Origin of the sequence: Streptomyces sp. NPDC001852 (assembly GCF_042891825.1) — a bacterium.
Taxonomy (GTDB): domain Bacteria; phylum Actinomycetota; class Actinomycetes; order Streptomycetales; family Streptomycetaceae; genus Streptomyces.
Genome location: NZ_JBIATN010000015.1, coordinates 59,668 through 82,252, shown reverse-complemented (window position 1 = coordinate 82,252; position 22,585 = coordinate 59,668). Strand labels below are relative to the sequence as shown.

General features: G+C 71.3%; 19 protein-coding genes and 2 pseudogenes. 9 read left to right on the top strand and 12 right to left on the bottom strand.

Features of this window, described 5'->3' with window-relative positions:
* The first annotated feature begins 103 nt into the window (after nt 1-103).
* A complete protein-coding gene (locus ACFYZB_RS25785) occupies nt 104-1,024 on the top strand; it encodes a DUF1918 domain-containing protein (protein ID WP_388762817.1) in 921 nt (306 codons plus the stop codon).
* A gap of 46 nt (nt 1,025-1,070) precedes the next feature.
* Here ACFYZB_RS25785 and ACFYZB_RS25780 read toward each other — a convergent pair whose 3' ends face one another.
* From ACFYZB_RS25780 to ACFYZB_RS25755, 6 genes are all read right to left on the bottom strand, one after another.
* Nucleotides 1,071-2,468, bottom strand: coding sequence for an FAD-binding oxidoreductase (locus ACFYZB_RS25780; protein ID WP_388762816.1), 1,398 nt, complete (start codon nt 2,466-2,468; stop codon nt 1,071-1,073).
* Nucleotides 2,465-3,556, bottom strand: a complete 1,092-nt coding sequence (locus ACFYZB_RS25775; RefSeq protein ID WP_388762814.1) for a class I SAM-dependent methyltransferase — start codon at nt 3,554-3,556, stop codon at nt 2,465-2,467. Before ACFYZB_RS25775 ends, ACFYZB_RS25780 begins: the two co-directional genes overlap by 4 nt.
* 221 nt (nt 3,557-3,777) lie before the next feature.
* Entirely contained in the window at nt 3,778-6,528 is a 2,751-nt protein-coding gene (locus ACFYZB_RS25770) for an alkaline phosphatase family protein (protein ID WP_388762812.1), read from the bottom strand.
* 4 nt (nt 6,529-6,532) lie between these two features.
* Nucleotides 6,533-7,903, bottom strand: coding sequence for an ABC transporter permease (locus ACFYZB_RS25765; protein WP_388762811.1), 1,371 nt, complete (start codon nt 7,901-7,903; stop codon nt 6,533-6,535).
* Entirely contained in the window at nt 7,900-8,883 is a 984-nt protein-coding gene (locus tag ACFYZB_RS25760; RefSeq protein ID WP_388762810.1) for an ABC transporter ATP-binding protein, read from the bottom strand. Before ACFYZB_RS25760 ends, ACFYZB_RS25765 begins: the two co-directional genes overlap by 4 nt.
* A gap of 181 nt (nt 8,884-9,064) precedes the next feature.
* Nucleotides 9,065-10,045 (bottom strand): asparaginase, encoded by a 981-nt coding sequence (locus ACFYZB_RS25755; protein ID WP_388762809.1) that lies wholly within the window; start codon nt 10,043-10,045, stop codon nt 9,065-9,067.
* Nucleotides 10,046-10,118: 73 nt separating this feature from the next.
* On the opposite strand from ACFYZB_RS25755, the gene ACFYZB_RS25750 reads away from it, so the two are divergent.
* The 4 genes from ACFYZB_RS25750 to ACFYZB_RS25735 all read left to right on the top strand — a co-directional run bounded on the left by ACFYZB_RS25750 (nt 10,119) and on the right by ACFYZB_RS25735 (nt 12,581).
* Complete coding sequence (locus tag ACFYZB_RS25750) at nt 10,119-10,373, top strand: hypothetical protein (protein ID WP_388762808.1); 255 nt, start codon at nt 10,119-10,121, stop codon at nt 10,371-10,373.
* A gap of 238 nt (nt 10,374-10,611) precedes the next feature.
* Complete coding sequence (locus tag ACFYZB_RS25745) at nt 10,612-10,767, top strand: hypothetical protein (RefSeq protein WP_388762806.1); 156 nt, start codon at nt 10,612-10,614, stop codon at nt 10,765-10,767.
* A gap of 55 nt (nt 10,768-10,822) precedes the next feature.
* The gene (locus ACFYZB_RS25740) at nt 10,823-11,302 is read left to right on the top strand and encodes a diadenosine tetraphosphate hydrolase (protein WP_388762805.1); all 480 of its coding nucleotides are present in this window, start codon (nt 10,823-10,825) and stop codon (nt 11,300-11,302) included.
* 370 nt (nt 11,303-11,672) lie between these two features.
* The gene (locus ACFYZB_RS25735) at nt 11,673-12,581 is read left to right on the top strand and encodes a hypothetical protein (protein ID WP_388762804.1); all 909 of its coding nucleotides are present in this window, start codon (nt 11,673-11,675) and stop codon (nt 12,579-12,581) included.
* A 48-nt stretch (nt 12,582-12,629) separates the two neighbouring features.
* On the opposite strand, the gene ACFYZB_RS25730 is transcribed toward ACFYZB_RS25735, so the two are convergent.
* Nucleotides 12,630-13,193: a hypothetical protein gene (locus ACFYZB_RS25730; protein ID WP_388762802.1), complete on the bottom strand. Its 564-nt coding sequence runs from the start codon at nt 13,191-13,193 to the stop codon at nt 12,630-12,632.
* A gap of 107 nt (nt 13,194-13,300) precedes the next feature.
* On the opposite strand from ACFYZB_RS25730, the gene ACFYZB_RS25725 reads away from it, so the two are divergent.
* From ACFYZB_RS25725 to ACFYZB_RS25710, 4 genes and pseudogenes are all read left to right on the top strand, one after another.
* Entirely contained in the window at nt 13,301-13,933 is a 633-nt protein-coding gene (locus ACFYZB_RS25725) for a M15 family metallopeptidase (protein ID WP_388762800.1), read from the top strand.
* A 590-nt stretch (nt 13,934-14,523) separates the two neighbouring features.
* Nucleotides 14,524-16,338 (top strand): group II intron reverse transcriptase/maturase, encoded by a 1,815-nt coding sequence (ltrA, locus tag ACFYZB_RS25720; protein WP_388762799.1) that lies wholly within the window; start codon nt 14,524-14,526, stop codon nt 16,336-16,338.
* Between the two features lie 68 nt (nt 16,339-16,406).
* Nucleotides 16,407-16,499, top strand: a pseudogene (locus tag ACFYZB_RS25715) (dipeptidase); the annotation flags it as partial.
* Nucleotides 16,496-17,533 carry an alpha/beta hydrolase gene (locus ACFYZB_RS25710; protein WP_388762797.1) on the top strand — a complete coding sequence of 346 codons (1,038 nt, stop codon included), beginning with the start codon at nt 16,496-16,498 and terminating at the stop codon, nt 17,531-17,533. The pseudogene ACFYZB_RS25715 and the gene ACFYZB_RS25710, both read left to right, overlap by 4 nt.
* Here the strand turns inward: ACFYZB_RS25710 and ACFYZB_RS25705 are convergent.
* From ACFYZB_RS25705 to ACFYZB_RS25685, 5 genes and pseudogenes are all read right to left on the bottom strand, one after another.
* Nucleotides 17,517-17,970, bottom strand: a pseudogene (locus ACFYZB_RS25705) (hypothetical protein). The gene ACFYZB_RS25710 and the pseudogene ACFYZB_RS25705 overlap by 17 nt on opposite strands.
* 73 nt (nt 17,971-18,043) lie before the next feature.
* Complete coding sequence (locus tag ACFYZB_RS25700) at nt 18,044-20,230, bottom strand: FUSC family protein (protein WP_388762795.1); 2,187 nt, start codon at nt 20,228-20,230, stop codon at nt 18,044-18,046.
* Nucleotides 20,231-20,302: 72 nt separating this feature from the next.
* Nucleotides 20,303-21,160 (bottom strand): biotin-dependent carboxyltransferase family protein, encoded by an 858-nt coding sequence (locus ACFYZB_RS25695; RefSeq protein WP_388762793.1) that lies wholly within the window; start codon nt 21,158-21,160, stop codon nt 20,303-20,305.
* Complete coding sequence (locus ACFYZB_RS25690) at nt 21,157-21,801, bottom strand: allophanate hydrolase subunit 1 (RefSeq protein ID WP_388762792.1); 645 nt, start codon at nt 21,799-21,801, stop codon at nt 21,157-21,159. Before ACFYZB_RS25690 ends, ACFYZB_RS25695 begins: the two co-directional genes overlap by 4 nt.
* Nucleotides 21,798-22,550, bottom strand: a complete 753-nt coding sequence (locus ACFYZB_RS25685) for a 5-oxoprolinase subunit PxpA (RefSeq protein WP_351213263.1) — start codon at nt 22,548-22,550, stop codon at nt 21,798-21,800. Before ACFYZB_RS25685 ends, ACFYZB_RS25690 begins: the two co-directional genes overlap by 4 nt.
* Nucleotides 22,551-22,585: the final 35 nt, after the last annotated feature.

Genomic DNA, 22,585 nt, shown 5'->3' with positions numbered 1-22,585 from the left:
CGCCGGCCGATGCCGGGACCGAGAGGGGAGCCGTCCATGAGGCGGGCGGGACCGACGCGTGGCAGGTTGGATACAGCAGCAGTCTGAGGAGAGGGCGGCGATCATGCGAGCTCACCTCGGCGACCAGCTCGTCGTGGAAAGTCCGGCGACGGGCGCCACCAGGCGCGACGGCGAGATCATCGGACTGCACCATGCGGACGGCACGCCTCCCTACGACGTGCGCTGGTCGGACACGGACGAAGTGACCCTCGTGTTCCCCGGACCGGACGCACACATCCGCCCGCTGCACCACGAACGGGCCCCGGCCGCGCACGAGCCACCACAGGACACGGGTGACATGACCACCCTGTCCCGCACCGCCCCACCACCAGGGTCGGCCAACCCCGGTGACATCGGCCGGCGCGTGGCCCTCGAGCGCAGGAGACAGGGCCTCAGCCGCGAGGAGATGGCCGGCCGCGCCCGGATGTCGCCCGACTATCTGGCGTACCTCGAGGAACGGCCCGCCGACCCGACCCTGGCGACGCTCGTCAGGCTGGCCGACGTGCTGGGCACCACGGTCGCCGCGCTGCGCGGCGGAGGCATCGATCTCCCACCCGGTCAGGGCCACGCACTGCTCCATCCCGAGCTGCGCGACCTCGCCCCGGAGGAATGCCGCTCACTGCTGTCCACGCACGGCGTGGGACGTGTCTCGGTGTCGACGGCCGACGGCCGACCGGCGGTCGTCCCCGTCAACTACGACGTCGTCGACGACGCCATCGTCTTCCGGACCGCGCCCGACTCCGTGGCCGCGGCGGCCGCCGAACGGGAGGTCGCCTTCGAGGTCGACCACGTGGACGAGGCCCTGAGCCAGGGCTGGAGCGTCCTCGCCGTCGGCCCGGCGAGCGTCGTGACGGACCCGGCCACCGTGCGGGCACTCACCCGGCGCGCCCACACTCCGCCGTGGGCGGGCGGCGAGCGCGAGATGTGGGTGTCGATCCGGCCCACGAGCCTCACGGGCCGCAGGATCGGTCCGGCCGAGCGGTAGACGCCCTCGGCCCCGGCCGACGGCCCGGACGAGGCATGCACGCGCGTCAGTCCGGGGCCGGTGGGATGTTCTGGTTGGCGTGGAACAGGTTGTCCGGGTCGTAGGCGCGCTTGACGGCCGCCAGGCGGTCGTAGTGCCCGCGATAGGTGGCCCGGACCCGGTCGGGGCTCTCGCCGTGGCCGATGAAGTTGACGTACGAGCCGCCCATGGAGTGCGGGTGCAGGTCGGTCCAGTAGTCGACGCACCACCGCCGGATCGCGTCGGCGTGGGCGGGGTCAGGGTCGATGCCGGCGACCACACCCGACCAGAGGGCGTCCCGGTAGGCCCACGCGGTGTCGTCCGCGTCGGTCTCGTGGGCCGCCCCGTCCACCGGGTACAGGTGCATGGTCGACAGGCCGGTCGGGATGTTCTCCCCGTACTTGTGGTGCACGTCGATCGCGGTGTCGGAGATGGTCTCGAAGAAGTCGCCGCGCCAGTACCACTGCAGTCCCTTGCGGAGCAGTTCGTCGAACATGGTCTGCAGGGCGGGGTAGGGCACCGGGGCGGCGAAGTGGAAGGCCGGCGGCGCCGGCTCGTTCACCACGGCGAACACCTGCGCCAGGTGTTCTTCGGAGAGGTCGCCCGTGTAGCACCACACGACGCCGCACATCTTCTGCCCGTGGATCGGCTCGGGGAAGGGCGGGCCGGGCGGTACGACGAGGAGGGCGAAGAACCCGGTGAGCACGTCCGGCGCGGCGGGCAGGAACTCCCGGTACCAGCGCAGCACTTCCGGGGTGCGCTCGACCGGCCACACCGTCACGGCGGCCCCGACGGTGCCGGCCGGATGCAGCCGGAAGGTGAACGACGTCACCACGCCGAAGTTGCCGCCCCCTCCCCGCAGCGCCCAGAACAGCTCCGGGTGGCTCTCCCGGGACGCGGTGACATAGCTGCCGTCGGCGAGGACGACGTCGGCCGACAGCAGGCTGTCGACCGTCAGGCCGTACCTGCGGGTCAGGTGACCGTGGCCGCCGCCGAGGGTGAGACCGCCGACGCCCGTGGTCGACACGATCCCGGACGGTACGGCGCGCCCGACGGCGTGGGTCGCGTGGTCGACGTCTCCGAACAGGCTGCCGCCGCCCACCTGGGCGGTGTCCGTCTCCGGGTCCACCCTGACCCAGCGCATGGGGGACAGATCGAGGACGAGTCCGTCGTCGACGAGGCACAGACCCGGGCCGCTGTGGCCGCCGCCGCGCACGGCGAGCTCGACGCCGGTGTCCCGCGCGAAGGAGATCACCGTCTGCACGTCCGCCAGGTCCTCGCACCGGGCGAAGGCGGCCGGCCGCCGGTCGATCATGGCGTTGTAGATGCTGCGGGCCGCGTCGTAGCCGGGGTCCCGCGGTGTGATCACGGATCCCCGCAGTGCCTCGCGCAGACCGCCGAGAGCCGTTGCGTCGATGGTGTTCATGGCCGGGTGCCTTTGGTAGCCACGTAATAGACGTTGATCGGGTCGCCCTCCACCGACTTGACGTCGATGGTCCCGAACCCGGCCTCCCGGAGCATCCGCAGGGCCGTTTCCCGGCCCCACACCGTGCCCAGACCGGCACCGCCCGTGCTGAGCGAGGTCGTCATGCAGTAGAAGACGGAGAAACCGTAGAGGGCGGGGCCCAAGGGATGGCCGATGTTCTGCTCGAGTCTGCTGGAGGCGGCGATGTCACCCATGAGGAACGTGCCCGAGGGGCGCAGGGCGCGGGCGATCGCCGTGAGGGTCTCGGCCGGCCGGGCCAGGTCGTGGATGACGTCGAAGGCGGTGATGAGGTCGTACTCGCCGGTGATCTGTGTCGCGTCGGCGACGGTGTGGTTCAGGTTGTGCACACGTGCACAGGCCGCCTCGGCCCGTGCCACCCCGATCGCCGCCTCCGACTGGTCCAGGCCGAGGAAGCGGCTCGCGGGAAACGCCCTCGCCAGCACGAGCGGGGCATGGCCCTGCCCCGTACCGACGTCGAGCACGTCGATGCCGGACCGCAGGCGCTCGGGGAGGCCCGGCACCAGCGGCACGATCACATCGACCAGGGCGACGTCGTAGATCCGGGCGGTTTCCTCCGCCCGCAGCGCCTGGAAGCGGGGATACGCCGAGTACGGCACTCCCCCGCCCCGGCGGAAGCACCGCACGACCTGTTGCTCGACCTCGCCCATCAGCGCGACGTACGGCATCATGGCCGCCATGTTCTCCGGGCCCGCCGCCGTGGTCAGCGACGCGGCGTGCTCCGCCGGCAGCGCATAGGTGTCCCCCGCGGGGTCGTACTCGACGAGGCCGCCGACGACCATGCCTCCCAGCCACTCCCGCACATACCGTTCGTCGAGGTCCGCCGCCTCGGCCAGGTCGGCGCTGGTCGACGGGGGCAGGCCGGCCAGGGTGTCGAACAGGCCGCACTGGTGACCGACGCTGGTGAGCAGGGCCAGTGCCGCCTTGTTCAGGACGTCGACCATCTCGGCCGCGAACGCCTCCTGCCTGGCGGGGTCCGGAGGCGCCTGTCGCTCCTGGGAAACCGACATGTCTCCTCCTTCACCGGTGAGCTGCGGCGATCTTCACCGGGGGTGCGGTGACACACTGCCCGCGAATCCGCCCATTCATCAGGCTATGCCCGATGGGATCTCCGGTCCTTACGAGCCTGCAACGCCCACCCCCCGATGGGACGAGGTCAGTGGGCGCGCGGGAACGGCGAGAGCCCCTGGCGGCGTGTGCCGGCCAGGGGTCCTCGTCAGGTCGGCCCGTGTCAGCCGTCGGACTCCGACGACGGGATGTAGGCACCCGGCACGTCGTCAGGTGCGTAGATCTTCTTCTCGCCGGGGTACGGCGTCTTCCAGTTGTGCGTCTGATACCACGTGAGGTGGTTCATCTGCGCGGGGTTGGCGTAGTCGGGTACGGCGTTCGGCCCGGTCAGCCGCTGCTTCGACTTCCAGCTGTTCCACTCGTCCGCCAGCTTCCGCATGTCCGACGGGACCTTCGCCGACGGCACGGCCGCCGCCTTGAGGTCCTGCTTCGCCGGGGTGTCCACGCCGCAGGACGGCGGCGTGCTCAGACCGTCGGTCAGCGAGGTGCGGTTGGGCAGCGCCGTGAACGGCGTGTAGTCCGGGTGCTGGGTGAAGGCGCCGCGCATCGGGGTGGCAGCGGAGTCCTTCTGGTTCATCGGGCGGATCCCGAGGATCTGCTCGATGGTACGGATCATGGTGATCTGCGAGTAGTAGTGGCTGTCGACCGTGTCGTGCTGGGCCCAGGGGCTGATGATCTGGATCGGCGCCCGGTGACCGTCGACGTGGTCGAGGCCGGCCTGGGAGTCGTCCTCGACGACGAAGATCGCCGAGTCCTTCCAGTACTTGCTGTGGGAGATCTCGTCGACGATCCTGCCGGTCGCGAGGTCGTTGTCGGCGACCTGGGCGGCGGGGCTCGCCGGACCACCGGTGTGGTCGCTGGAGAGCCAGAACATGTTGAGGTTCGCCGGACCGTTCTTCTCGAAGTCCTGCTTCCAGATCTGCTCCCGGTAGACGTCCGGGACGCTGGTGTCGAACTTCGGGAAGCCGGGCACCGACACGCTGTTGAGCGACGGGATCGGCGAGGAGGAGTTCAGCGGGTAGGCGGTGCCCTGCCCGGTCGCCGCCATGTTCTTGGCGTCGCAGTACAGGTTCTGCCAGCTCGCGCCGGACGGCTTGGTCAGGAACTGCTGGAACTCGCCGAAGTCCCGCACGGTCTTGCCCGCCGCCTGTGCGCCGGTCCACAGGAAGCCGGTCTTCTGGTGGCCGAGCGCGTCGTCCTCGGTGTCGTAACTGCGCTGGTACTCACCGGCCGAGGACTCGGTGTACTCGGGATCGTCGGCCTGCATCAGCCAGTTGTGGCCCTCGGCCGAGTTCGTGCCGATGTCGTAGGTGTTGTCGTAGAGCCCGAACTGCTCGGCGAGGGCGTGCTGGTTGGGCGTGACGTTCTCGCCGAACTGGGTCAGCGACGGGTCGCCGTTGCCCTTTGCGATGTCGCCGTAGACCTGGTCGTAGGTCCGGTTCTCCTTGACGATCAGGAAGACGTGCTTGATCGTCGAGCGGTCGCCGAGCCGCGCCGGGACGGGTACCGGCCTGGCGTTGCTGTGCTTGTCGGCGTAGCTCACCGAGCCCTCGGTCCAGCCGTTCTGCTGGAAGACCTTGCGGGTCTCGGACCGGATGACACGGTCGCTGGGCAGCGCGAACTGCGTAAGGCTGGAGGTCGTGTCGTGGGTGCCGTGGCCGGCGCTGTCGGGGCGGCGGGCGTCGACGCCGCGGGTGTTGGAGACGACCACGGTCCTGCCCACGGTGGTGATCTCCGCGGGGAAGTAGTCCGTCGGGAGCAGGCCGACGTAGGACACCGGCTCCTGCGGGGAGGTGTAGCGGTAGACCGCGACCGCGTTGGCACGGCCGAGCGTCACCAGCAGATGACCGTCGTCGGTGAGCGTCACCGCGTTCGGCTCGTAGCCGACCGAGGCCTCCGGCCACGGCTGGGTGGAGATGGTCTGTACGACCTTGTCGTTCCTGGTGTTGATGACCGAGACGTTGTTGTCGGCGGTGTTGGTGACGAACACCGCGCCGTTCTTGGCGTACACGGCGGTCGGGTGCAGCCCGACGTCGATGGTCCCGACGGCGGCGGACGGGTTCGCCAGATCGATGACGCTGACCGTGCCGGTGGTGGTGGCAGCGGTCCTGGGGTCGGCCGGCACCTGGGTGCCGTAGGAGTTGATGGTGGTGTCGCCGGCCTTGGCCGGACGCCCGCCCTCGTTGCTGACGTAGAGCTTGTCGCCGGCCTGGACCATGCCGCGCGGGGCGTTGCCCACGGACCAGCTCTGCTTGACGGCGCCGGTGGCCGCGTCGATGGCGACGACCCGGTTCTGGCCGTTGACCGCCGAGTAGACGGTGGAGCCGTCGGCGGAGAACACGGCCGCGCTCGCCAGGGCGTGCTTGGTGCCGTCGGCCGGGATCGGGACGGTCACCGGGTCGGCGAGGGTGCCGTCGGCGTTCACCGTGAACCTGGTGTAGCCGTCGGTCTGGCCCAGCCAGAGCTGCTTGCCGTCGGGCGAGTACGTCGGGCCTTCCTGGCCGACCGAACCGCTCTTGATGCGCAGGTCGTCCGCCGCGTTGGTGCCGACCTTCTGCTTCACCTGCCCGGTCTTGAGGTCCACGACGACCAGCGCGGCATCGCCGTCGGCGACCGCGGCCGCGAGGTGGCTGCCGTCCGGGCTGACGGTCGAGGACATGATCTTGCCGTCGTTGATGACGAGGCGGCTGCCGTAGGGAGAGATGTACTGGTCGGCGGAGACCACCTGGCCCTTGTCGGTGACCTGGCCGACCTGGTCGGTGCCGAACTGGTGGGTCGAGGCGACAGCGGTGCCGGTGGCCAGGGCGACCGTGGTGATGCATGCCGCGAGCAGCGCTGCCCGGCGGCCGACGCGTCTGCCCAGCAGGTCGAAGTACTCCTTCTCGGCCTGCCGGCGGCGGCGCGTTATCTGCATGACGTCATCCCTTCGGGGAGGTGGAGAGAAGTTCGACGTTGCCGTCGAACTGCCAGAGGGGGTTCGGTGCGTCTCCGGTCGAAGTCCGCACCAGGAAGTAGCCGTTCACTTCCTTCGGTCCGTCGCCGTCGGCCACGAACCGCCCGTCCGCGGTGATGTCGAGCTGGTAAACGGCCTGGCCGGTGGTCTGGGTACCGGGCAGATGCCAGGAGACGACGCAGCGCCAGTCGTTGCCGGCGCCCTCCGCGTCGTCCGCGACGCCGCCCTTGGTGCAGGCGGCCGTTGACTTCAGCTGTGCTTCGGTGACGGCGGGCCGGTTGAGCTGTGTGGTCTGCATCCGGTAGAGGTGCGCGAAGGCAGTGGCGAGCGAGCGCTGCACCTTGTCCTGCTGGATCCCGGAGCCGGTGCTCGCGCCGGTCACCGCCGCGACCACGGCGACCGTGACGGCGACGAGCCCGGCGAGCGGCAGGAGTCCGGCGGTGACCGCGCGGCGGCCCGAGCCGTCATCGGTCGGGTTGGTGAAGTCGCGTCGCAGGAAGAGCAGACAGGCCAGCGCCGTCGCGACGACCGCCCACACCAGGCTGACAACGATGCCGATGACCAGCGGGCCGAGCTGTGACGGGCTGGTGAACAGCCCGTTCCAGGCGATGAACGCCCAGCTGGGCAGCGCGAGTCGGACGGCGACGGGGAGCGGCAGCATCTGGGCGAGCTGCATCGCGAGCGCGACGACCGCCGGGAGCAGCAGGCCCATCGGGGACCGCCCCAGCACGACGGACCCGAGGAGGCCGATCCCGGCCAGGGCCAGCGTCGGGGCGAGCACACAGGCCCAGGCGAGCAGCACCTTGCCGGCGGCGTCCCCCGGGGCCAGGAGATGGCCGTCGAGGCCGACCAGTGGGTGGTTGCCGACCGCCGCGAGACCGCCGACGGTACTCGAGCCGGCCAGCCCGGCCACGAGCAGCAGGATCACGCTGGCACTGGCCAGCGCCTTCGCCGCGAAGATCCGGCGGGGCGAGCGGGTCGCCACGAGCAGGTGACGCCAGGTGCCGAGCCGGTCCTCGGAGGCGAAGACGTCGCCGGCGACGACGGACGTCAGCAGCGGCAGTGCCCAGGTGCCCGAGAAGCCCAGGATCACCAGGGGCCCGGCCCATCCCGTGGCGAGCATCCAGCGGCCGAAGAGGGTGTCGGCGGGGAGTGTGCTCTGCCGGCTCACCCCGGCGACGAAGAGCGCCGGGGCGATCCAGCAGGCGAGGACCAGCAGGCGGATCCGCCACTGCGAGACGAGTTTGACCAGTTCGAAGCGGTAGGCGCGGGCCACGGAGACGCGGTCCGTGCCGGTGGTGGGGGTGGCGGCGGCGACGGTTGCGGTCGCGGTCATCGGCCGGCCTCCTGCGGCTGGGCGTCGGTCACCCGAGGCCGGGTGCCGGTGTTCTGCTGCTCGGTGAGGGCCAGGAACGCGGCCTCGAGCGGGGACACCACGGGGGCGAGTTCGCGCAGGGCGACGCCCGACTGCACGAGCCGCACCACCAGTTCGTCGAGGGCCGGCACCAGGGCGCGTACGACGAGCCCGTCGGCGCCGTGACGTCCTGCGGCCTCGTCGACGAGGCGGACGCCGGGCATGCCGGCAGCCAGCCTGCGCGCGGTCTGCGGGTCGGAGGTGAGCAGCCGGTAGTCGAGTTCACGGTTCTCGGCGGCCAGCTTGTTCAGCGGGCCGGAGAAGACGACGCGTCCGGTGGCGAGGATGGTGACGTCGGAACACAGCGCCTCGAGGTCGTCCATGCGGTGGCTCGACAGCACGACGCCGGTCCCCTCGGCGGCGAGCCGGGCGAGGACACCGTGCACGTGTTTCTTCCCGGCCGGGTCGAGGCCGTTGGACGGCTCGTCGAGCACGAGCAGCCGGGGCTCGGTGAGCAGGGCGGCGGCGAGCCCGAGCCGTTGCCGCATGCCCAGGGAGAAGCCGCGGATCCGGTCGTCGGCGACATCGGTGAGCCCGACCTGGTCGAGAATGTCGTCGATGCGCGCCGTGCGCGCGTCCCGGCCTCGCAGGGAGGCGAGCGCGGCGAGATTCTGCCTGGCGGTGAGCGAGGGGTAGAGCCCCGGCCCGTCCACGAACCCGGCGACACCGTCGGGAGCGGCGAACCTCCTGCCCACCGGCACACCGAGGATCTCGAGCCGGCCGCTGTCGGCCACGGCCAGGCCGAGCAGGAGCCCGAGAAGGGTCGTCTTGCCGGCGCCGTTCGGTCCGACCAGGCCGTGGATCTGTCCCTGCGCCACATCCAGATCGATGCCGTCGAGTGCGACGACATCGCCGAAGCACTTGGTGATCCCGCGCGCCCGGATCGCGAGGAGTGAGTCCATGAGCCCCTTCTTTCGAAAGCCTCAAGGACCCTAAGAAGAGGACACCACACTCACAGGAATCGCCAGTTGAACGCTCAGGGAACGGAAGGAGACAGGCATGCGCCGCGCCGATAGCCGGCAGATTCCCCAACTCTCCTTGTCAGCAAGCAGTCTGACGATACGTCAGCAACGTAGGGCGACGTCAGAATACCGCACGCACCTCCCCCACCTCCTCCCCGCCACCCAGAACCGGCGTACGGCCGATGCGGTTCACGACGGGCGCCGTCACCCCCATCAGCCGCAACGCACGGGCCAGGACGGGGCCGAGGGCCCGGACTCCGCCGTCCTCGACCTTCAGGGCCAGGGAACGCCCGTCGGGCAGGGCGAGGGCCTGCACGGCCTCCGCGCCGACCTTCGACAGGACGCCCGGTATGTCCCGCATGAGCCAGGTGTCGTGACGGCGGGTTCCGGCGACGTACTCGGGGTGGGCCCGCATGGCGTCGGCCACCCGCCGTTCGGGCGTACCCGGTGCTGCGACGACGAAGGAGCGGAAGGCGCGGGCGAGGCCCGTCAGGCTGATCGCCATCAGCGGCGCCCCGCAGCCGTCCACGCCGACAGCGGCCACCGGTTCACCGGCCGCCTCCTCCACGACCGTGCGGATGACGCGCTGGAGCGGATGGTCCGGGTCCAGATAGGAGTCCAGCGGCCAGTCCCTCAGCGCGGCGGCCGCCAGCATCGCCGCGTGCTTTCCGGAGCAGTTCATGGCCACGCGGTCACGCCGGCCGCCGGCCGCCAGGCAGACCTCCTGTTCCTCCTGGTCCAGCGGGAGGGCGGGCGGACACTGAAGGTGCTCCGGGGTCAGCCCGTGCTCGTCGAGCATCGCGCGCACCAGGTCGCGATGGAACGGCTCGCCGGAGTGGCTCGCGGCGGCCAGGGCCAGCCGTTCTCCCGAGAGGTCGAGGCCGGCCCGCAACATGCCCGCCGCCTGCATGGGCTTGTTGGCGGAACGCGGGAAGACGGGGGAGAGCACGTCACCGATCGCCCACTCCACCGTGCCGTCCGCGGCGAGCAGCACCACGCTGCCCCGGTGCCGCCCCTCGACGAATCCGGAGCGGACGACCTCGGCGAGGACCGGGGCACTCGACGTGCTCGCGACGGGGGTGGTGAGGGCGGGCTGGGACATCGGCGGTCACCTTCCGGACGGGAATCGGCTGGGACCCGCCCGGCCGTCCCGGGATCGCCGGATGCGCCGGCCCATGAGCGGGTCGCCCCGCACCGTACCCGGACCCGAGTCGTGCGCCGTGCTCGCCGTCGCAGCCGGAGCCTCGGCCACCGCCACCTCATCCGCCGACGCCGCGGAGGCGTCCGGCGTCGATGACCCGGCATCGGCCGCGCGGGCACTGCGCGCGGCGGCCGAGTACGCGGTGGAGAAGCTGCGCGCCGCCGCACGGGGCGTGACCGGCTCCCGCCGGTACGAAGTTCGGGAAATGGACCTACTCCCCGTCCGGTGACCGGGTCGGAGGGTTCTGGCCGGGAACCCTGTGGGGGGATCCACGGGTTCACCACGATGAACCGCCGGACCGGGGATCAGGGGTTTCTCGCCACGGCAGGCAGACTCGCCGTGGGCGCGGTCATGGCCTGCGGGCTGCTCGACTGTCCGCCGCGACCGACGAGCCCGAGTACCGACGGGTCGCCCTGCGGACCCTCACCGCGCTGTCGGAGACCTGTCCGACCCGGAAATCCGCCCGCGTGGAAGCAGCAGTCGCCCGCTGCACCCGCAACCGGCCGGCCGAGGACGGCAGCGAGATCTCCCTCCCCCACGCCGACTACTACCTGCTGGAAGCCCTCCTGCGCATGCTGCGGCCGCGGGACGTCGACCGGGCCATCGATCTGCCGCCCCTCTGAAGCAATTCCGCAGGTCACCCCCCTTGCCCGCAGGGGGGTGACCTAGGTTGGGGCCATGAGTCACGACTGGCGCACGGATCGGATCGGGGCTGCACTGCGGGGCGAGAACCCGACGGTGCTGCGGCGGCTTCGGGCGGGGTTCGCGGTGATCGGCGACGTGCAGTTCCTGCCCGGATACTCGGTCCTCCTGGTGGACGAGCCGGGTGTGCACCGGCTGTCCGACCTGCCGAGGGCCAAGCGGCTGGCGTTCCTGTCCGACATGGACCGGCTCGGAGAGGCCGTCGAACGGGCCTGCCGGCAGCTGGACCCCTCCTTCCTCAGGGTGAACCTGGAGATTCTCGGCAACAAGGACCCGTTCCTGCACGCCCACGTGTGGCCCCGGTTCGGGTGGGAGTCGCCCGAGGTGGTGGGGAAGCCCGTGTGGCTGTATCCGCCGGAGCGGTGGCGGGACGAGCGGTTCCGGCTCGGTCGGCGGCACGACGCGCTGCGGGAGGCGATCGGAACTGAGCTGGACCGCCTTGGCTCCAGTGCCTGACGGGTGCGCGCGCCGACGCCGAGCGGGGAGGTGCTCGGCATCGGCGCGCGGTTCGCGGACTCGGTTCAGCGTGAGCGTGGCGGAGTCGTCGCGGCCGTTGGGGTCGAAAGCCGACCGTTGGGAGTGCGCCGGATCCAGGCCCCAGAGCAGTGGATATGAGCGCGCTGCGGCCGTCCCGGTGAGGGATCTTCGTCTCATCCATGTCCTTTGGTCAGAAGGAGTTTCACGAGGATCGGCTGAACGATCAGCTGGACCTTGTCCCCTGTGTTACATCCCTGTGACACCGAACGGACGATTCGAAGATCAGGGCCTGTCAAGCTCGGCTTCACCGAACGACCTGACCAGTCCTTGTTCCTGGGGGAATTCAGCCATGACCACCCGTACCCGCACCATGGCGGCCGCCATCGCCGTGGCCGCAGCCGTCACCGGCTCCGCGCTGCTGGGCGCCGCCGGCGCCGCCTCGGCCGCACCCACCGCCTCGCACGGCACCCTGACCGTCAGCAACGGCACCAAGTACGTGCTGATCGGCAGCCACAAGGTGAACTTCGGCGTGCCGGTCCGGGACCTCGCCTGGTCCCCGGACGGCAGGAAGGCCGCCTTCGTGGACGGCTCCGGCAACCTGGACATCGCCAACCCCGACGGCAGCGGGCGTGTGGTCGTCGCCAAGAACCCCGGCAACCAGAACTGGTCGCACCCGACCTGGCAGGTGACCGCGAAGGACACCCAGAACGGCATCCCCGCCAAGGACAACCTCATCTTCGCAGCGCGCGCGGGCGGTGTGTCGCGGCTGAAGTTCATCTCCGCCAAGTCCGTGGGCGGGACGCCCAAGACGCTGTCCCTGTACGGCGACCCGGGTCCGGGCGGTGCGCTGCCGCAGACCGGCAACGTCTGGCCGAACGCGGGCGGCCACTACGGCACCTCGGTGTACGCCAACGACCACGACGGCGCGGTCTACATCCGCGACGACTACCTGCGCCAGCAGGGCGGCAAGCTCACCCAGGGCTCCGAGCCGGCCCTGTCCCCGAACGAGGAGGAGGTCGTCTTCGTGCGCTCGGTCGCCGGCCACGACCACGTGCTCGTGGAGGACTTCACGCACGGCAACCACATCAAGGACCTCACGCCGCACGCCACGACCGACTACACCGAGCCGGCCTGGTCGCCCGACGGCAAGACCCTCGCGGTGCGCACCCCGTCCGGCACGGTGACCCTGCCGGCCGACGGCACGGGTCGTCCGACGAAGGTCACCTCGACGACCGGCCTGGCGGCGTACCGCCCCTGACGTCGTACGAGAGTTCGGGCCGCGCGCGTCCGGGCCGGGAGGTGCGGGTCACTTCGCGGTCCGGGCGAGCTCGGCCCGCAGTTCGTCCAGGTGCGCGTCGGCGGTGTCGTGCGGCAGGAACTCGACGACGTCGAGGAACCGGAAGAGCACCCGGCTGCCGGTGACGGCGTACTCGTACGCGCCGAACCCCACCACCGCACCCAGCGCGCCCCGGACGGCGCCCCGCACCACGTGCGAGGTCATGTCGTCCGGCTCCGCCGCCGACATGCCGCGCCGGGCGTTGGGCCGGGCCAGATACGGGCACACCATCGAGGCGTACAGCATGCACGCACGGTGCCCCGGTCCTTCGAGGGTGGGCGCGAGATTGCGATAGGGGCGCCCCGCGGCCAGCGCCTCCCCGATCGCCGCGCTCTCCGCGGCCCCCACCACACGCCACACCGGCCCCTGCGGCATGCCCTGGTTGCAGACCGAGCACAGACGGTTCCGCGCACATGCGGCGCTGCGGTCGTAGTCGGTCAGCGCGAACTGGGGCTCCTCCCCTTCCCAGGGGGTGATCGCCGGCACCGGATACCCACGAGCGTCGCGGGGCCGTGCCTCGACCGCCGCCGGCATGGGAACACTCTCGAATCGCACAGGCCATGACTACCAGGACCAACGGCTTCAGGCCAAGGCCGTGCAAGACGGCCGCTCCTGACCGGCCGGCCGGAGAGGATCAGTGCATGGACGAGATCGTGCTGATGGCGGATCCCAGGGTCGCGGCCGTCCCCGTGGCCGACTGCGGCGAACCGCTCGTCGACGTCCGGCTGCGGGATTCCCTCGCCGTGGACACGCGCCGGGCGGAGCCGTCCGGGGCGTTCGCGCAGCTGCGAGAAGGGGTGCTGATCCGTCTCCTCAGGGGGCAGCAACTCCTCCCGGACGGTCTGCGTCTGCTGCTCGTCGAGGGGTACCGGCCGCCCGCGCTGCAGCGCCAGTACTTCGATCGGTACGCGGGCACGCTGCGGGCCGCTCACCCGGACTGGTCGCCGGAGCGGCTGCGCGAGGCCGCGAGCCGGTATGTGTCGCCGCCGGAGATCGCCCCGCACAGCGCGGGCGCCGCGGTGGACCTCACGCTCGTCGACGCCGGCGGGCGCGAACTCGACATGGGCACGCGGGTGAACGCCGACCCGGAGGAGAGTGACGGCGCCTGTTGCACGGACGCCGCCACGATCGGCCCGGAGGCGCGGGCCAACCGGCGGGTGCTCGGTGCCGCGCTGGGTGCCGTCGGCCTCGTCAACTACCCCACGGAATGTGCGACACGAAGTCGCACCAATTTAAGTGAGGACAGCCAATTGAAGGAGGTACCCGACGGCTGAACTCCGAGCCAGTGTCCAAGGCTCGTCCCCACGCTCACATGCGTCGCTGGTAACGGCGGGGTGTGAAGCTGAGCGCGTCAAGCCCAAGAGCGTCCCGGCCATCGGGAAGCAACAGGCGAAGGGGAAGGCTGGACGGGCGAACGCAAGTGAACCCTCGATGATGCTTCGTAAGGGTAAAGCCGCTTGGTGGTTTGCAATCGGCGGCTTAAGGACCAGGTGCTGCAATGCATCAGGCGACCACCGGGGAATTCTGCTCGGTGGGAGGACACCGTCGGTCCCGGAGTGCAAGGGGGCGCCCACCCCAGCCGAATCTTATTGGTGTGGAACGTGGTAACCCCGACAGGGTCCAAGTCATGGCTTGGTAAGGCGACCGCAAGGAAGGCGGAACTCCCTGGCGGGAACAGGATGATCCAAGAAGCAAATGCCGGTGGACCGAAAGGTCAGAGGAAACCGGGGACGGAACCTTCATCTGTCTTCGCATAACTCGCCGGATACGAGCCCCATGGCTCGGCCCGAAAGGGAGCCCACCTGGATCAGGTGAGCCTTTGAACTCACCGCAGCAAGGTAGTCCGAACTGAGGGGCAAGTTAGATGCGGGAGGCGAAATTGGGGGCCAAGGCGACCGCTGCTGCTTCCATGCCGACGGCGAACGGACCCGAAGGCGTGAACGTCGACTGGCACAGCATCAGCTGGGCCGAGTGCGAGAAGAACGTACGACGACTGAGGCAGCGGATCTTCAAGGCTACGCAGGAAGGGGATCTGAAGAAGGTCCGAAACTTGCAGAAGCTGATGCTGCGGAGTCACAGCAACACGCTGGTGAGCGTGAAGCGTGTCACGCAGCAGAGCAAGGGGCGCAAGACCCCTGGAATCGATGGGGAACAGGCCATCACTCCCAAGGAGCGAGGAAGGCTGGCGGACGAAATCCATCAGTCGTCTGAACCCTGGAGAGCCAGGCCAGTCAAACGCGTGTTCATCCCCAAGAGCAACGGGAAACAGAGGCCGCTCGGTATCCCGGTCATCCGTGACCGGATCATCCAGGCGCGCGTTAAGAACGCCTTGGAACCCGAGTGGGAAGCGCGGTTCGAGCCGAAGTCTTACGGTTTCCGCCCGGGCCGCAGCTGTCAGGATGCGGTAGCGGCGATCTTCTGGACGGTGAAGGGCCACAACCCGAGCCGCCGGTGGGTACTGGATGCCGACCTGTCAGCAGCCTTCGATCGGATCAATCACGACCATCTGATGGCGATGCTCGGCGAGTTCCCTGCAAGGGGACTCGTCCGTGGGTGGCTCAAAGCTGGCGTGATCGACCGAGGCCGATTCGCTCCGACAGAAGAAGGAACACCTCAAGGTGGCGTAATCAGCCCTCTCCTGATGAACGTTGCTCTACACGGGATGGAGCAGGCCGCCGGCTGCCGGTACGCCACAGTCAGGGCCGGGAAGTCTCCCGGTGCTGTACCTGGCCACCCGGTGCTCGTGAGATATGCCGATGACTTCGTCGTGTTGTGCTGTGACGAAGAACAGGCGCGTCAGGTCAAGGCTCGACTTACAGAATGGTTGGCACCAAGGGGTCTTCAATTCAACGAAGAGAAGACCTCCATCGTCCGCTTGGAAGATGGGTTTGATTTCCTTGGATTCACCGTGCGTAGATTGAGTGGGAAACTGATCATCAAACCGAGCGTGGCGGCACGCAAGAGGCTCCGGGAACGGCTACGGAAGGAGATGATTGCCCTGCGAGGGGCGAGCATCGAAGCCGTGCTGATGAAGCTCAGCCCGATCGTTCGAGGCTGGACGGCCTACTACCGGTCAGTGGCGTCATCGAAAGTCTTCAACTCGATGGACACGTACATGTGGCGGCTGACCTACCGATGGGCCAGGCGCAGCCACGAAGGGAAGTCGCGGAACTGGGTGACAGCCCGGTACTACGGCAGGTTCAATCAACACAGGCAAGACAACTGGGTGTTCGGGAACCGGAGTAACGGTGCCTACCTCCCAAAATTTGTCTGGACGAGCATCTCTCGCCACCAGCTTGTGAAGGGTGGGGCATCCCCGGATGACCCAAGCCTGATCGGCTACTGGCAGAACCGTCGTCGCAAGCAAGCGCCTCCTCCGATGGACAGGACAAGTCTCTACCTGGCCGCTCGGCAGAGAGGGGTATGCCCGCTCTGCAAACAGGCGCTGATCGCCGGTGCCGAGTATGAGCCAGACAGTCCACGCGAGTGGATGGACTGGTTCTCGGCGTCGAAGAAGATGCTCCACAAGCATCACTTCACATACCGGCGCGACGGCGGCTCGGATGAACGAACCAATCTCCGCCTTGTGCACTCCGAATGTCATCGTCAACACCATGCAGGCGATGGGAAGAGGACCCCTAAATCTGCAATCCTGCGAAGCCCTCCGGGGCTTGCTTGAGCCGGATGCGATGAAAGTTGCAAGTCCGGTTCTGAGGGGGCTGGGGCCACGTCAACGTGGCCCCGGCTACCCGACGGTGGCATTGGTCCTACGGCGACCGCTACTGGGCGCTCACCACCGGAGCCGGCGCCGCCCTGTACGGCCCGCGGGAACTCGGATGAGCCGGGCCGCGGCCCACCGCCCCGACGGCCCGAGACCGGCAGGCGGTGCACCGGGCCGCCTCGTGCCCCCGTTGGACCCCGAACTGGCCGAGGCACTGGCCGGGTCGGGAGCCGCGATGCGGGAGCCGGTCACCCCGGAGAACCTTGCGGCCCGCAAGGAACGGGATGCTGCGACGCGCCCCAGGCCGACGGTCGGGGAGCTGCGGGCCGACGGCCGCTTCGAGGTGGAGGAGGTGCGGGTGCCGGGACCGCGGGGCGGCCCGGACGTCACGCTCGTGAGCGCTCGCCCCGCCGGGGTCGCCGGGCCGCTGCCCCTCCTTTACTACCTGCACGGAGGCGGAATGATCACGGGCAACGCCTGGTCCGTGCTGCCGAGGCTCCTGCACGAGTGGGCTGTGACCCTGGAGTTGGCCGTCGTCTCCGTCGAGTACCGGCTGGCACCCGAGGCGCGGTATCCCGCGGCCGTGGAGGACTGTTACGGGGGGCTCCTGTGGGTGGCCGGGCACGCGGCGGAGCTGGGCATCGACGCCGATCGTGTCGTCGTCGGGGGAAAGAGCGCCGGCGGTGGACTCGCCGCCGCACTCGCCCTGCTCGCCCGTGACCGGGGCGGGCCCGGCCCGATCGGGCAACTGCTCCTGTGTCCGATGCTCGACGACCGCAACGACACCGTCTCCAGCCGTCAGTTGGCCGGCGTCGACACCTGGGACCGGACCTCCAACACGACCGCGTGGCAGGCGGTGCTGGGCGACCGGTACGGCACCGCGGAGCTGCCGCCCTACACGGCTCCCGCCCGCGCGACCGATCTGTCCGGGCTGCCTCCGGCCCATGTCGAGGTCGGGTCGGCCGAGACCCTGCGGGACGAGGCCGTGGCGTACGCCCGGGCGATCTGGCGAGCCGGCGGCCGGGCCGAACTGCACGTGTGGCCCGGCGCCTGCCACGGCTTCGACACCTTCGCGCCACGGGCGGCTCTCGGCCAGGACGCCCGCGCCGCCCGTACCCGCTGGCTGCGGCGCGTCCTCACGCGGACGCGATGACCCCGTAGGTGACCAGGCCGTAGGCGAGGTGCGGGATCGCGTCCGAGGCCCAGTCGGCGGGCGACCAGGTGCGCGGGTCGCTGATGTGCAGGCCGGCTATCGGCGCGTCGGCCAGCGTCATCGCCAGCGCCCCGGTCAGCACGGCGCCCAGCCAGGCGTGCGGCCGCAGACCGGCGCGGTGGAGCAGGGACACGACGGCGCCCGTCCCGACGCCGACGGCGATGCCCGACAGCGCCCCCCAGTCCGGAGAGCCGGTTGTCGCGTCCCTCCCCGTCCGGGACGCGGTGTCCCGCCTTGGTGGTGACCTTCTCCACCACGGCCTCGGGAACGCTGCTCGAAGGCCGGCCGCGCAGCGCCATGTCGAGGTAGGACGCGGCGTTCAACGCGGTCGTGCCGGCGGCTCCGGCGGCACAGCCGCGTGCGATGGTTCGGAACATGTCGCTCCGGGTCCCCGCCGGTGAGGTGGGGCAAACGGCGCCGCCGTCGGCGCGGGCGGATCCGGCGGCACGGTCATGGCGTGCGCGGGCCCTGTCCGGGCTCCGGGCCGCCGCGCGCGATCCGTGTCAGATCGGTCATCAGCGAGTCGAGCCAGGACACGGTCGCGTAGTACAGGCGCGGGGCGCCGGGCGGCTCGGCGACGGGGCCCACGCGCGCCGGATCGATCAGCGGAATCCGCCCGGTCGGCGTGTCCGCTCCGGGATCCAGGGCCGCCGAGATCAGCAGCATCCGCCCGGCCACGCGGTCCGCCAGTGCGCTGACGGTCTCGGCCGCCACGCGGCCGAGACCGGTCAGCGGCGGGGCCAGCAGCCGTTGGGAGCCCCACAGGGTGTGGTGGCCGGCCATCAGCGTGGCCTGCCAGTCCACCGTGCGCGGGACGGGCCGGCGCGCCGCGCCGCCGAACGGTGTCGGCTCGCTCTGGAACTGTGCGTACGCGGACTCGGCGAGGACGACCGCGCGCTGCAGCGACCCGGGCACTCCGGACGGCGCGGCCACCGCACCGCCGCCCGCCACCGAGGCGCCGGTCGCCACCACGATCTCGGCCGCCCTGCGCAGGAGTTCCGCCGCCGCGTGGCGCAGCTCGTCATGGGCGCCGCGCGGCCAGGCCAGCAGTCCGAAGACGGCGCCGATCGCACTGCCGACCAGCACGTCCAGGACCCTGACCTCCGCCAGGCGCCAGGTCGGCGGGGCGAGCTGGGCGAAGACCAGGGCCACGAGCACGGTGAACAGGCCCTGTGCCCAGCCGACACCCTTGACCGGCCCCACCGTGAAGGCGAACAGCATCCACACCGGCAGCACCACGGCGTAGACGGCGGTGTGGGTCCCGGCGAGGCTCAGGGCGCCGGCGGTGACGAGGGCCCCGGCCAGGGTGCCCACGAGCGCCAGACGGATGGTGTGCCAGGTTTCGTCCATGGTGGTGCGGGTGAGGGTGAGCGTCGCCAGCGTGGCCCAGAATCCGTGGGGCAGCGTGTCCACCCCGGCCACGAGCCGAGCCGCGGTCAGCGCCAGGGCGATGCGGACCGCGTTCTGGAAGAACACCGACCGGCGTCCGGCGTGGCCGCGCAGCCGGTGCCACCACAGGATCGGCGCCCAGGTCCCGGCGTACCAGAAACGGCCTTGCGGAACCTCCACCGCGGCGTGCCGTCCGCGTACGGCGAGATCGGCCGCCGTGGCCATGGCGAGGGCCGCGTCGGCGATCTCCAGCACGGCGGCGTGCCGGCGCAGCACGGCGGGCGGGAGGTCCGGCGCGCGAGCGGTGCCGGTCGCCGGATGACCGGCGGGGACCGGGCCCGCAGACAGGGCCGACAGCTGCGCGCGCGCCGTGACCAGTTCCTCGTACGGGGCCACCGGCGACGGCCCGGTCCCCAGGCAGTCCGCGGTCGCCGTGGCCAGCCGGGCGACGGCCCGCAGTACGGCGGTCACCTCGCATCCCGGCTGCCCGTCGGGCGGGACGGGCAGGTGGGCCAGGCGGCTGAGCAGGGTCCGCGTGGCGAGACCGGTGTGGGCGAGGGCGCGGTCGCGCACCCCTGGCCCGGCCGGACGTTCGGCCTCCGGCACGACCAGGGGCCGCAGGGACCAGCTGGTCTCCCACGCGACCCGGATGTCGGGTCCGGTCAGGGTGTACGGCGGTGCGCCGAGGAGGGTCGCGCAGTGTGCGGCGGTCCGCGCGGCGTGGGCCGCCCGTGCCCGGTACGGCGGCGGGCTGGGCTCGGGAAGGACCAGCGCCTCGGCGGCGATGAAGAGGGCCAGCCCGGTGCTCGTCCCGATCAGGCGCTCGGCGAGCGTTCCGGGGGCGTACGGGGGGAACGACGGGAGGATGTACAGCAGTTGCAGACCGGGCGCCGCCCCCGCCGGGCGTGGGCCGCCCACGGCGGCGAAGGCCAGCGCGAAGCCCACCGCCAGCATGCCGACGACGGCGCTCCAGGTCCGCACCGACAGCAGGGTGCCGACGACGACCAGCAGCCAGCACACCGGAAGCAGACGCAGTACGGTCGCGGCCCGCTGCCGCCCGGTGCCCGGAATCCTGGCGAGTCCGCCCAGCGCCACGGACGCGAACAGGGCGTAGGTGGCCGCCACAGGACGGTCGAGGCCGTAGCGGAAGAGGTAGAAACCGGCCGCGGCGACCAGCGTCACGCGTACCGCGCGGCGGCCCGAGACGGCGTAGTCCGCCGGAGTCCGGCGGGCTGGGGCACCACCCACCCCTACAGGATCACCCACCGCCGAACGCCCGGCACGCCGTCGCAGGGCGCGGTGGAATGCTGCGGGGGCCGGTCAGCCCAGGGTGAAGCGGATCGGCGTGCCGGCCGCGGCCTGCGCGGCAGCCGCCAGGGCGGGCTCGGCGACGACGCCGATCACGGGGTAGCCCCCGGTGGTCGGGTGGTCGTGCAGGAACACCACCGGGCGCCCGTCGGGGGGCACCTGCACGGCGCCCAGGACCATGCCCTCGCTCGGCAGCTCACCGGCCGACACGCGTTCCAGCTCCGGCCCCTCGGTGCGCAGGCCGATGCGGTTGCTGCGCTGCGACACGCGGTACGTCGCCGAGGTGAGGGTGCGCAGCGCGCCGGGGGTGAACCAGTCGGCGCGGGGGCCGAGCCGGAGCGGGAGGGTCAGTTCGGTCGGCGGCGCGGGCCAGGGAGCACTGTCGGGAAGCACCGGCTGCCGGGCGGGTGGGCCCAGCGGGAGGACGTCCCCGTCGCGCACGGGCGCGGGGCCGAGTCCGGAGAGCAGGTCCGTGGATCGGCTGCCGAGGACCGGCTCGACGGCGATGCCGCCGGCGACGGCGACGTACGAGCGCACGCCCGCGGTCACCCCGCCCACGTCCAGGACGGAGCCCGCGGGCACCCGCACGGGCACGCCCCAGGCCGCCGGCCTGCTGTCGACCTTCACCGGGCACGGCGCGCCGCCGACCACGACGGTCAGGGCCCGGTCGGGACGCAGGGCGCAGCCGGTCAGCGTGGCCTCCAGGACGGCGGCGCCGGGCGCGTTGCCGAGCAGCAGGTTGGCCAGTCTCAGGGCTCCGGCGTCGAGGGCGCCGGAGCGGGGAACGCCCAGGTGGGCATGGCCACGCCGGCCGCCGTCCTGGACCGTGGTGAGGGCGCCGGAGCGCACGACGGTGAGCCCGCCGGTCATGGCGTGCCCTCTGCGACGAACCGCACGCGCGTTCCCGGCGTGAGGAGGGCCGGTTCCTCCCGGCCGAGGTCCCACAGCGGTTCGGGGTCCGGCATGGTGCCGATCAGCTGCCAGCCGCCGGGGGTGGCGCGCGGGTACACCGCGCTGTAGGGGCCGGCGAGCGCGACCGCGCCGGCCGGGACGCGGGTGCGCGGCGTGCCACGGCGCGGCACGTGCAGGTGCGCGGGCAGGCCGGTGAGGTAGCCGAAGCCGGGGGCGAAGCCGCAGAAGGCGACGCGGAAGGTGTGGGAGGAGTGCCGGGTGGCGACCTCGTGCGCGGCGACGCCCCACAGGGCGGCCACCCGGGCCAGGTCGGGGCCGTCGTAGCGTACGGGGATCTCCACGACTCCCCCGTCGTCGGCGGCCCGGGCCGGCACGTCCCAGTGGGCGATGCGGCGGGCCAGCTCCTCCGGGTGTGTGACACCGTCCAGGAGGACGGTCCGCGCGCCCGGCACGATGTCCGTGACGGGCGGCAGGGTGCCCGCCGCCCGCCGCCGCAGGAGTTCGGCGTGAAAGGCGCCGGTGTGCTCGGCGTCCGGCAGTTCGACGAGCACCGCGTGCCGCCCGGCGAGGCGCACCTGCAGAGACCGGCTCTCCGTCATGCGAACGCCCCGACCTCGATCCCGGCCGCCTCCAGAGCCGTGCGCACCCGCGCCGCGATCCGGGCGGCGCCCGGTGTGTCGCCGTGCACGCACAGGGAGCGGGCGGTCACCACGACCGTCGTACCGTCCACGGCCTCGACCGCGCCGTCCACCGCGAACCCCAGCGCGCGCCGGACCACCACGTCCTCGTCGGTCACCACGGCGTTGGTCTCGCGCCGCGACACGAGCGTGCCCGCAGCGGTGTAGGCGCGGTCCGCGAAGGCCTCCGGTACGGCGGTGAGGCCCGCCTCCCCGGCCGCGGCGAGCAGCTCCGACCCCGGCAGGCCGAGCACCGACAGCGCGCCGCCCGCCAGTTTCACGCCCTCGACCACGGCCGCGGCCTGCTCGGCATCGTGCACCGTCCGGTTGTAGAGCGCGCCGTGCGGCTTGACGTAGGCCACCTCGGCCCCGGCGGCCTGTGCGAAGACCCGCAGTGCCCCGATCTGGTAGGCCGTCTCGGCGGCCAGTTCGTCGGCGGGTACGTCCATGGCCCGGCGGCCGAATCCGGCCAGGTCGCGGTAGGACACCTGGGCCCCGATCCGGACCCCGCGTTCGGCGGCGAGGTCGCAGACGCGGCGCATCACCGCCGGGTCGCCCGCATGGAAGCTGCAGGCGACGTTGGCGCTGGTCACGACGGAGAGCAGGGCGTCGTCGTCGGTGAGGGTCCAGCGGCCGAAGCCTTCACCGAGATCTGCGTTGAGGTCGATCACAGCCAGAACGTAATCGATTGTTGAACGATCCGACA

Excerpts from the sequence above, each read along its gene's own strand:
- ACFYZB_RS25695 (WP_388762793.1), bottom strand. The coding sequence starts at position 21,160 with ATGACCGGCGGGCTCACCGTCGTGCGCTCCGGCGCCCTCACCACGGTC.
- ACFYZB_RS25770 (WP_388762812.1), bottom strand. The coding sequence starts at position 6,528 with ATGCAGATAACGCGCCGCCGCCGGCAGGCCGAGAAGGAGTACTTCGAC.
- ACFYZB_RS25710 (WP_388762797.1), top strand. The coding sequence starts at position 16,496 with ATGAGCCGGGCCGCGGCCCACCGCCCCGACGGCCCGAGACCGGCAGGC.
- ACFYZB_RS25785 (WP_388762817.1), top strand. The coding sequence starts at position 104 with ATGCGAGCTCACCTCGGCGACCAGCTCGTCGTGGAAAGTCCGGCGACG.
- ACFYZB_RS25760 (WP_388762810.1), bottom strand. The coding sequence starts at position 8,883 with ATGGACTCACTCCTCGCGATCCGGGCGCGCGGGATCACCAAGTGCTTC.
- ACFYZB_RS25765 (WP_388762811.1), bottom strand. The coding sequence starts at position 7,903 with ATGACCGCGACCGCAACCGTCGCCGCCGCCACCCCCACCACCGGCACG.
- ltrA (WP_388762799.1), top strand. The coding sequence starts at position 14,524 with ATGCGGGAGGCGAAATTGGGGGCCAAGGCGACCGCTGCTGCTTCCATG.
- ACFYZB_RS25775 (WP_388762814.1), bottom strand. The coding sequence starts at position 3,556 with ATGTCGGTTTCCCAGGAGCGACAGGCGCCTCCGGACCCCGCCAGGCAG.
- ACFYZB_RS25750 (WP_388762808.1), top strand. The coding sequence starts at position 10,119 with ATGAGCGGGTCGCCCCGCACCGTACCCGGACCCGAGTCGTGCGCCGTG.
- ACFYZB_RS25755 (WP_388762809.1), bottom strand. The coding sequence starts at position 10,045 with ATGTCCCAGCCCGCCCTCACCACCCCCGTCGCGAGCACGTCGAGTGCC.
- ACFYZB_RS25690 (WP_388762792.1), bottom strand. The coding sequence starts at position 21,801 with ATGACGGAGAGCCGGTCTCTGCAGGTGCGCCTCGCCGGGCGGCACGCG.
- ACFYZB_RS25735 (WP_388762804.1), top strand. The coding sequence starts at position 11,673 with ATGACCACCCGTACCCGCACCATGGCGGCCGCCATCGCCGTGGCCGCA.
- ACFYZB_RS25730 (WP_388762802.1), bottom strand. The coding sequence starts at position 13,193 with ATGCCGGCGGCGGTCGAGGCACGGCCCCGCGACGCTCGTGGGTATCCG.
- ACFYZB_RS25725 (WP_388762800.1), top strand. The coding sequence starts at position 13,301 with ATGGACGAGATCGTGCTGATGGCGGATCCCAGGGTCGCGGCCGTCCCC.
- ACFYZB_RS25740 (WP_388762805.1), top strand. The coding sequence starts at position 10,823 with ATGAGTCACGACTGGCGCACGGATCGGATCGGGGCTGCACTGCGGGGC.
- ACFYZB_RS25780 (WP_388762816.1), bottom strand. The coding sequence starts at position 2,468 with ATGAACACCATCGACGCAACGGCTCTCGGCGGTCTGCGCGAGGCACTG.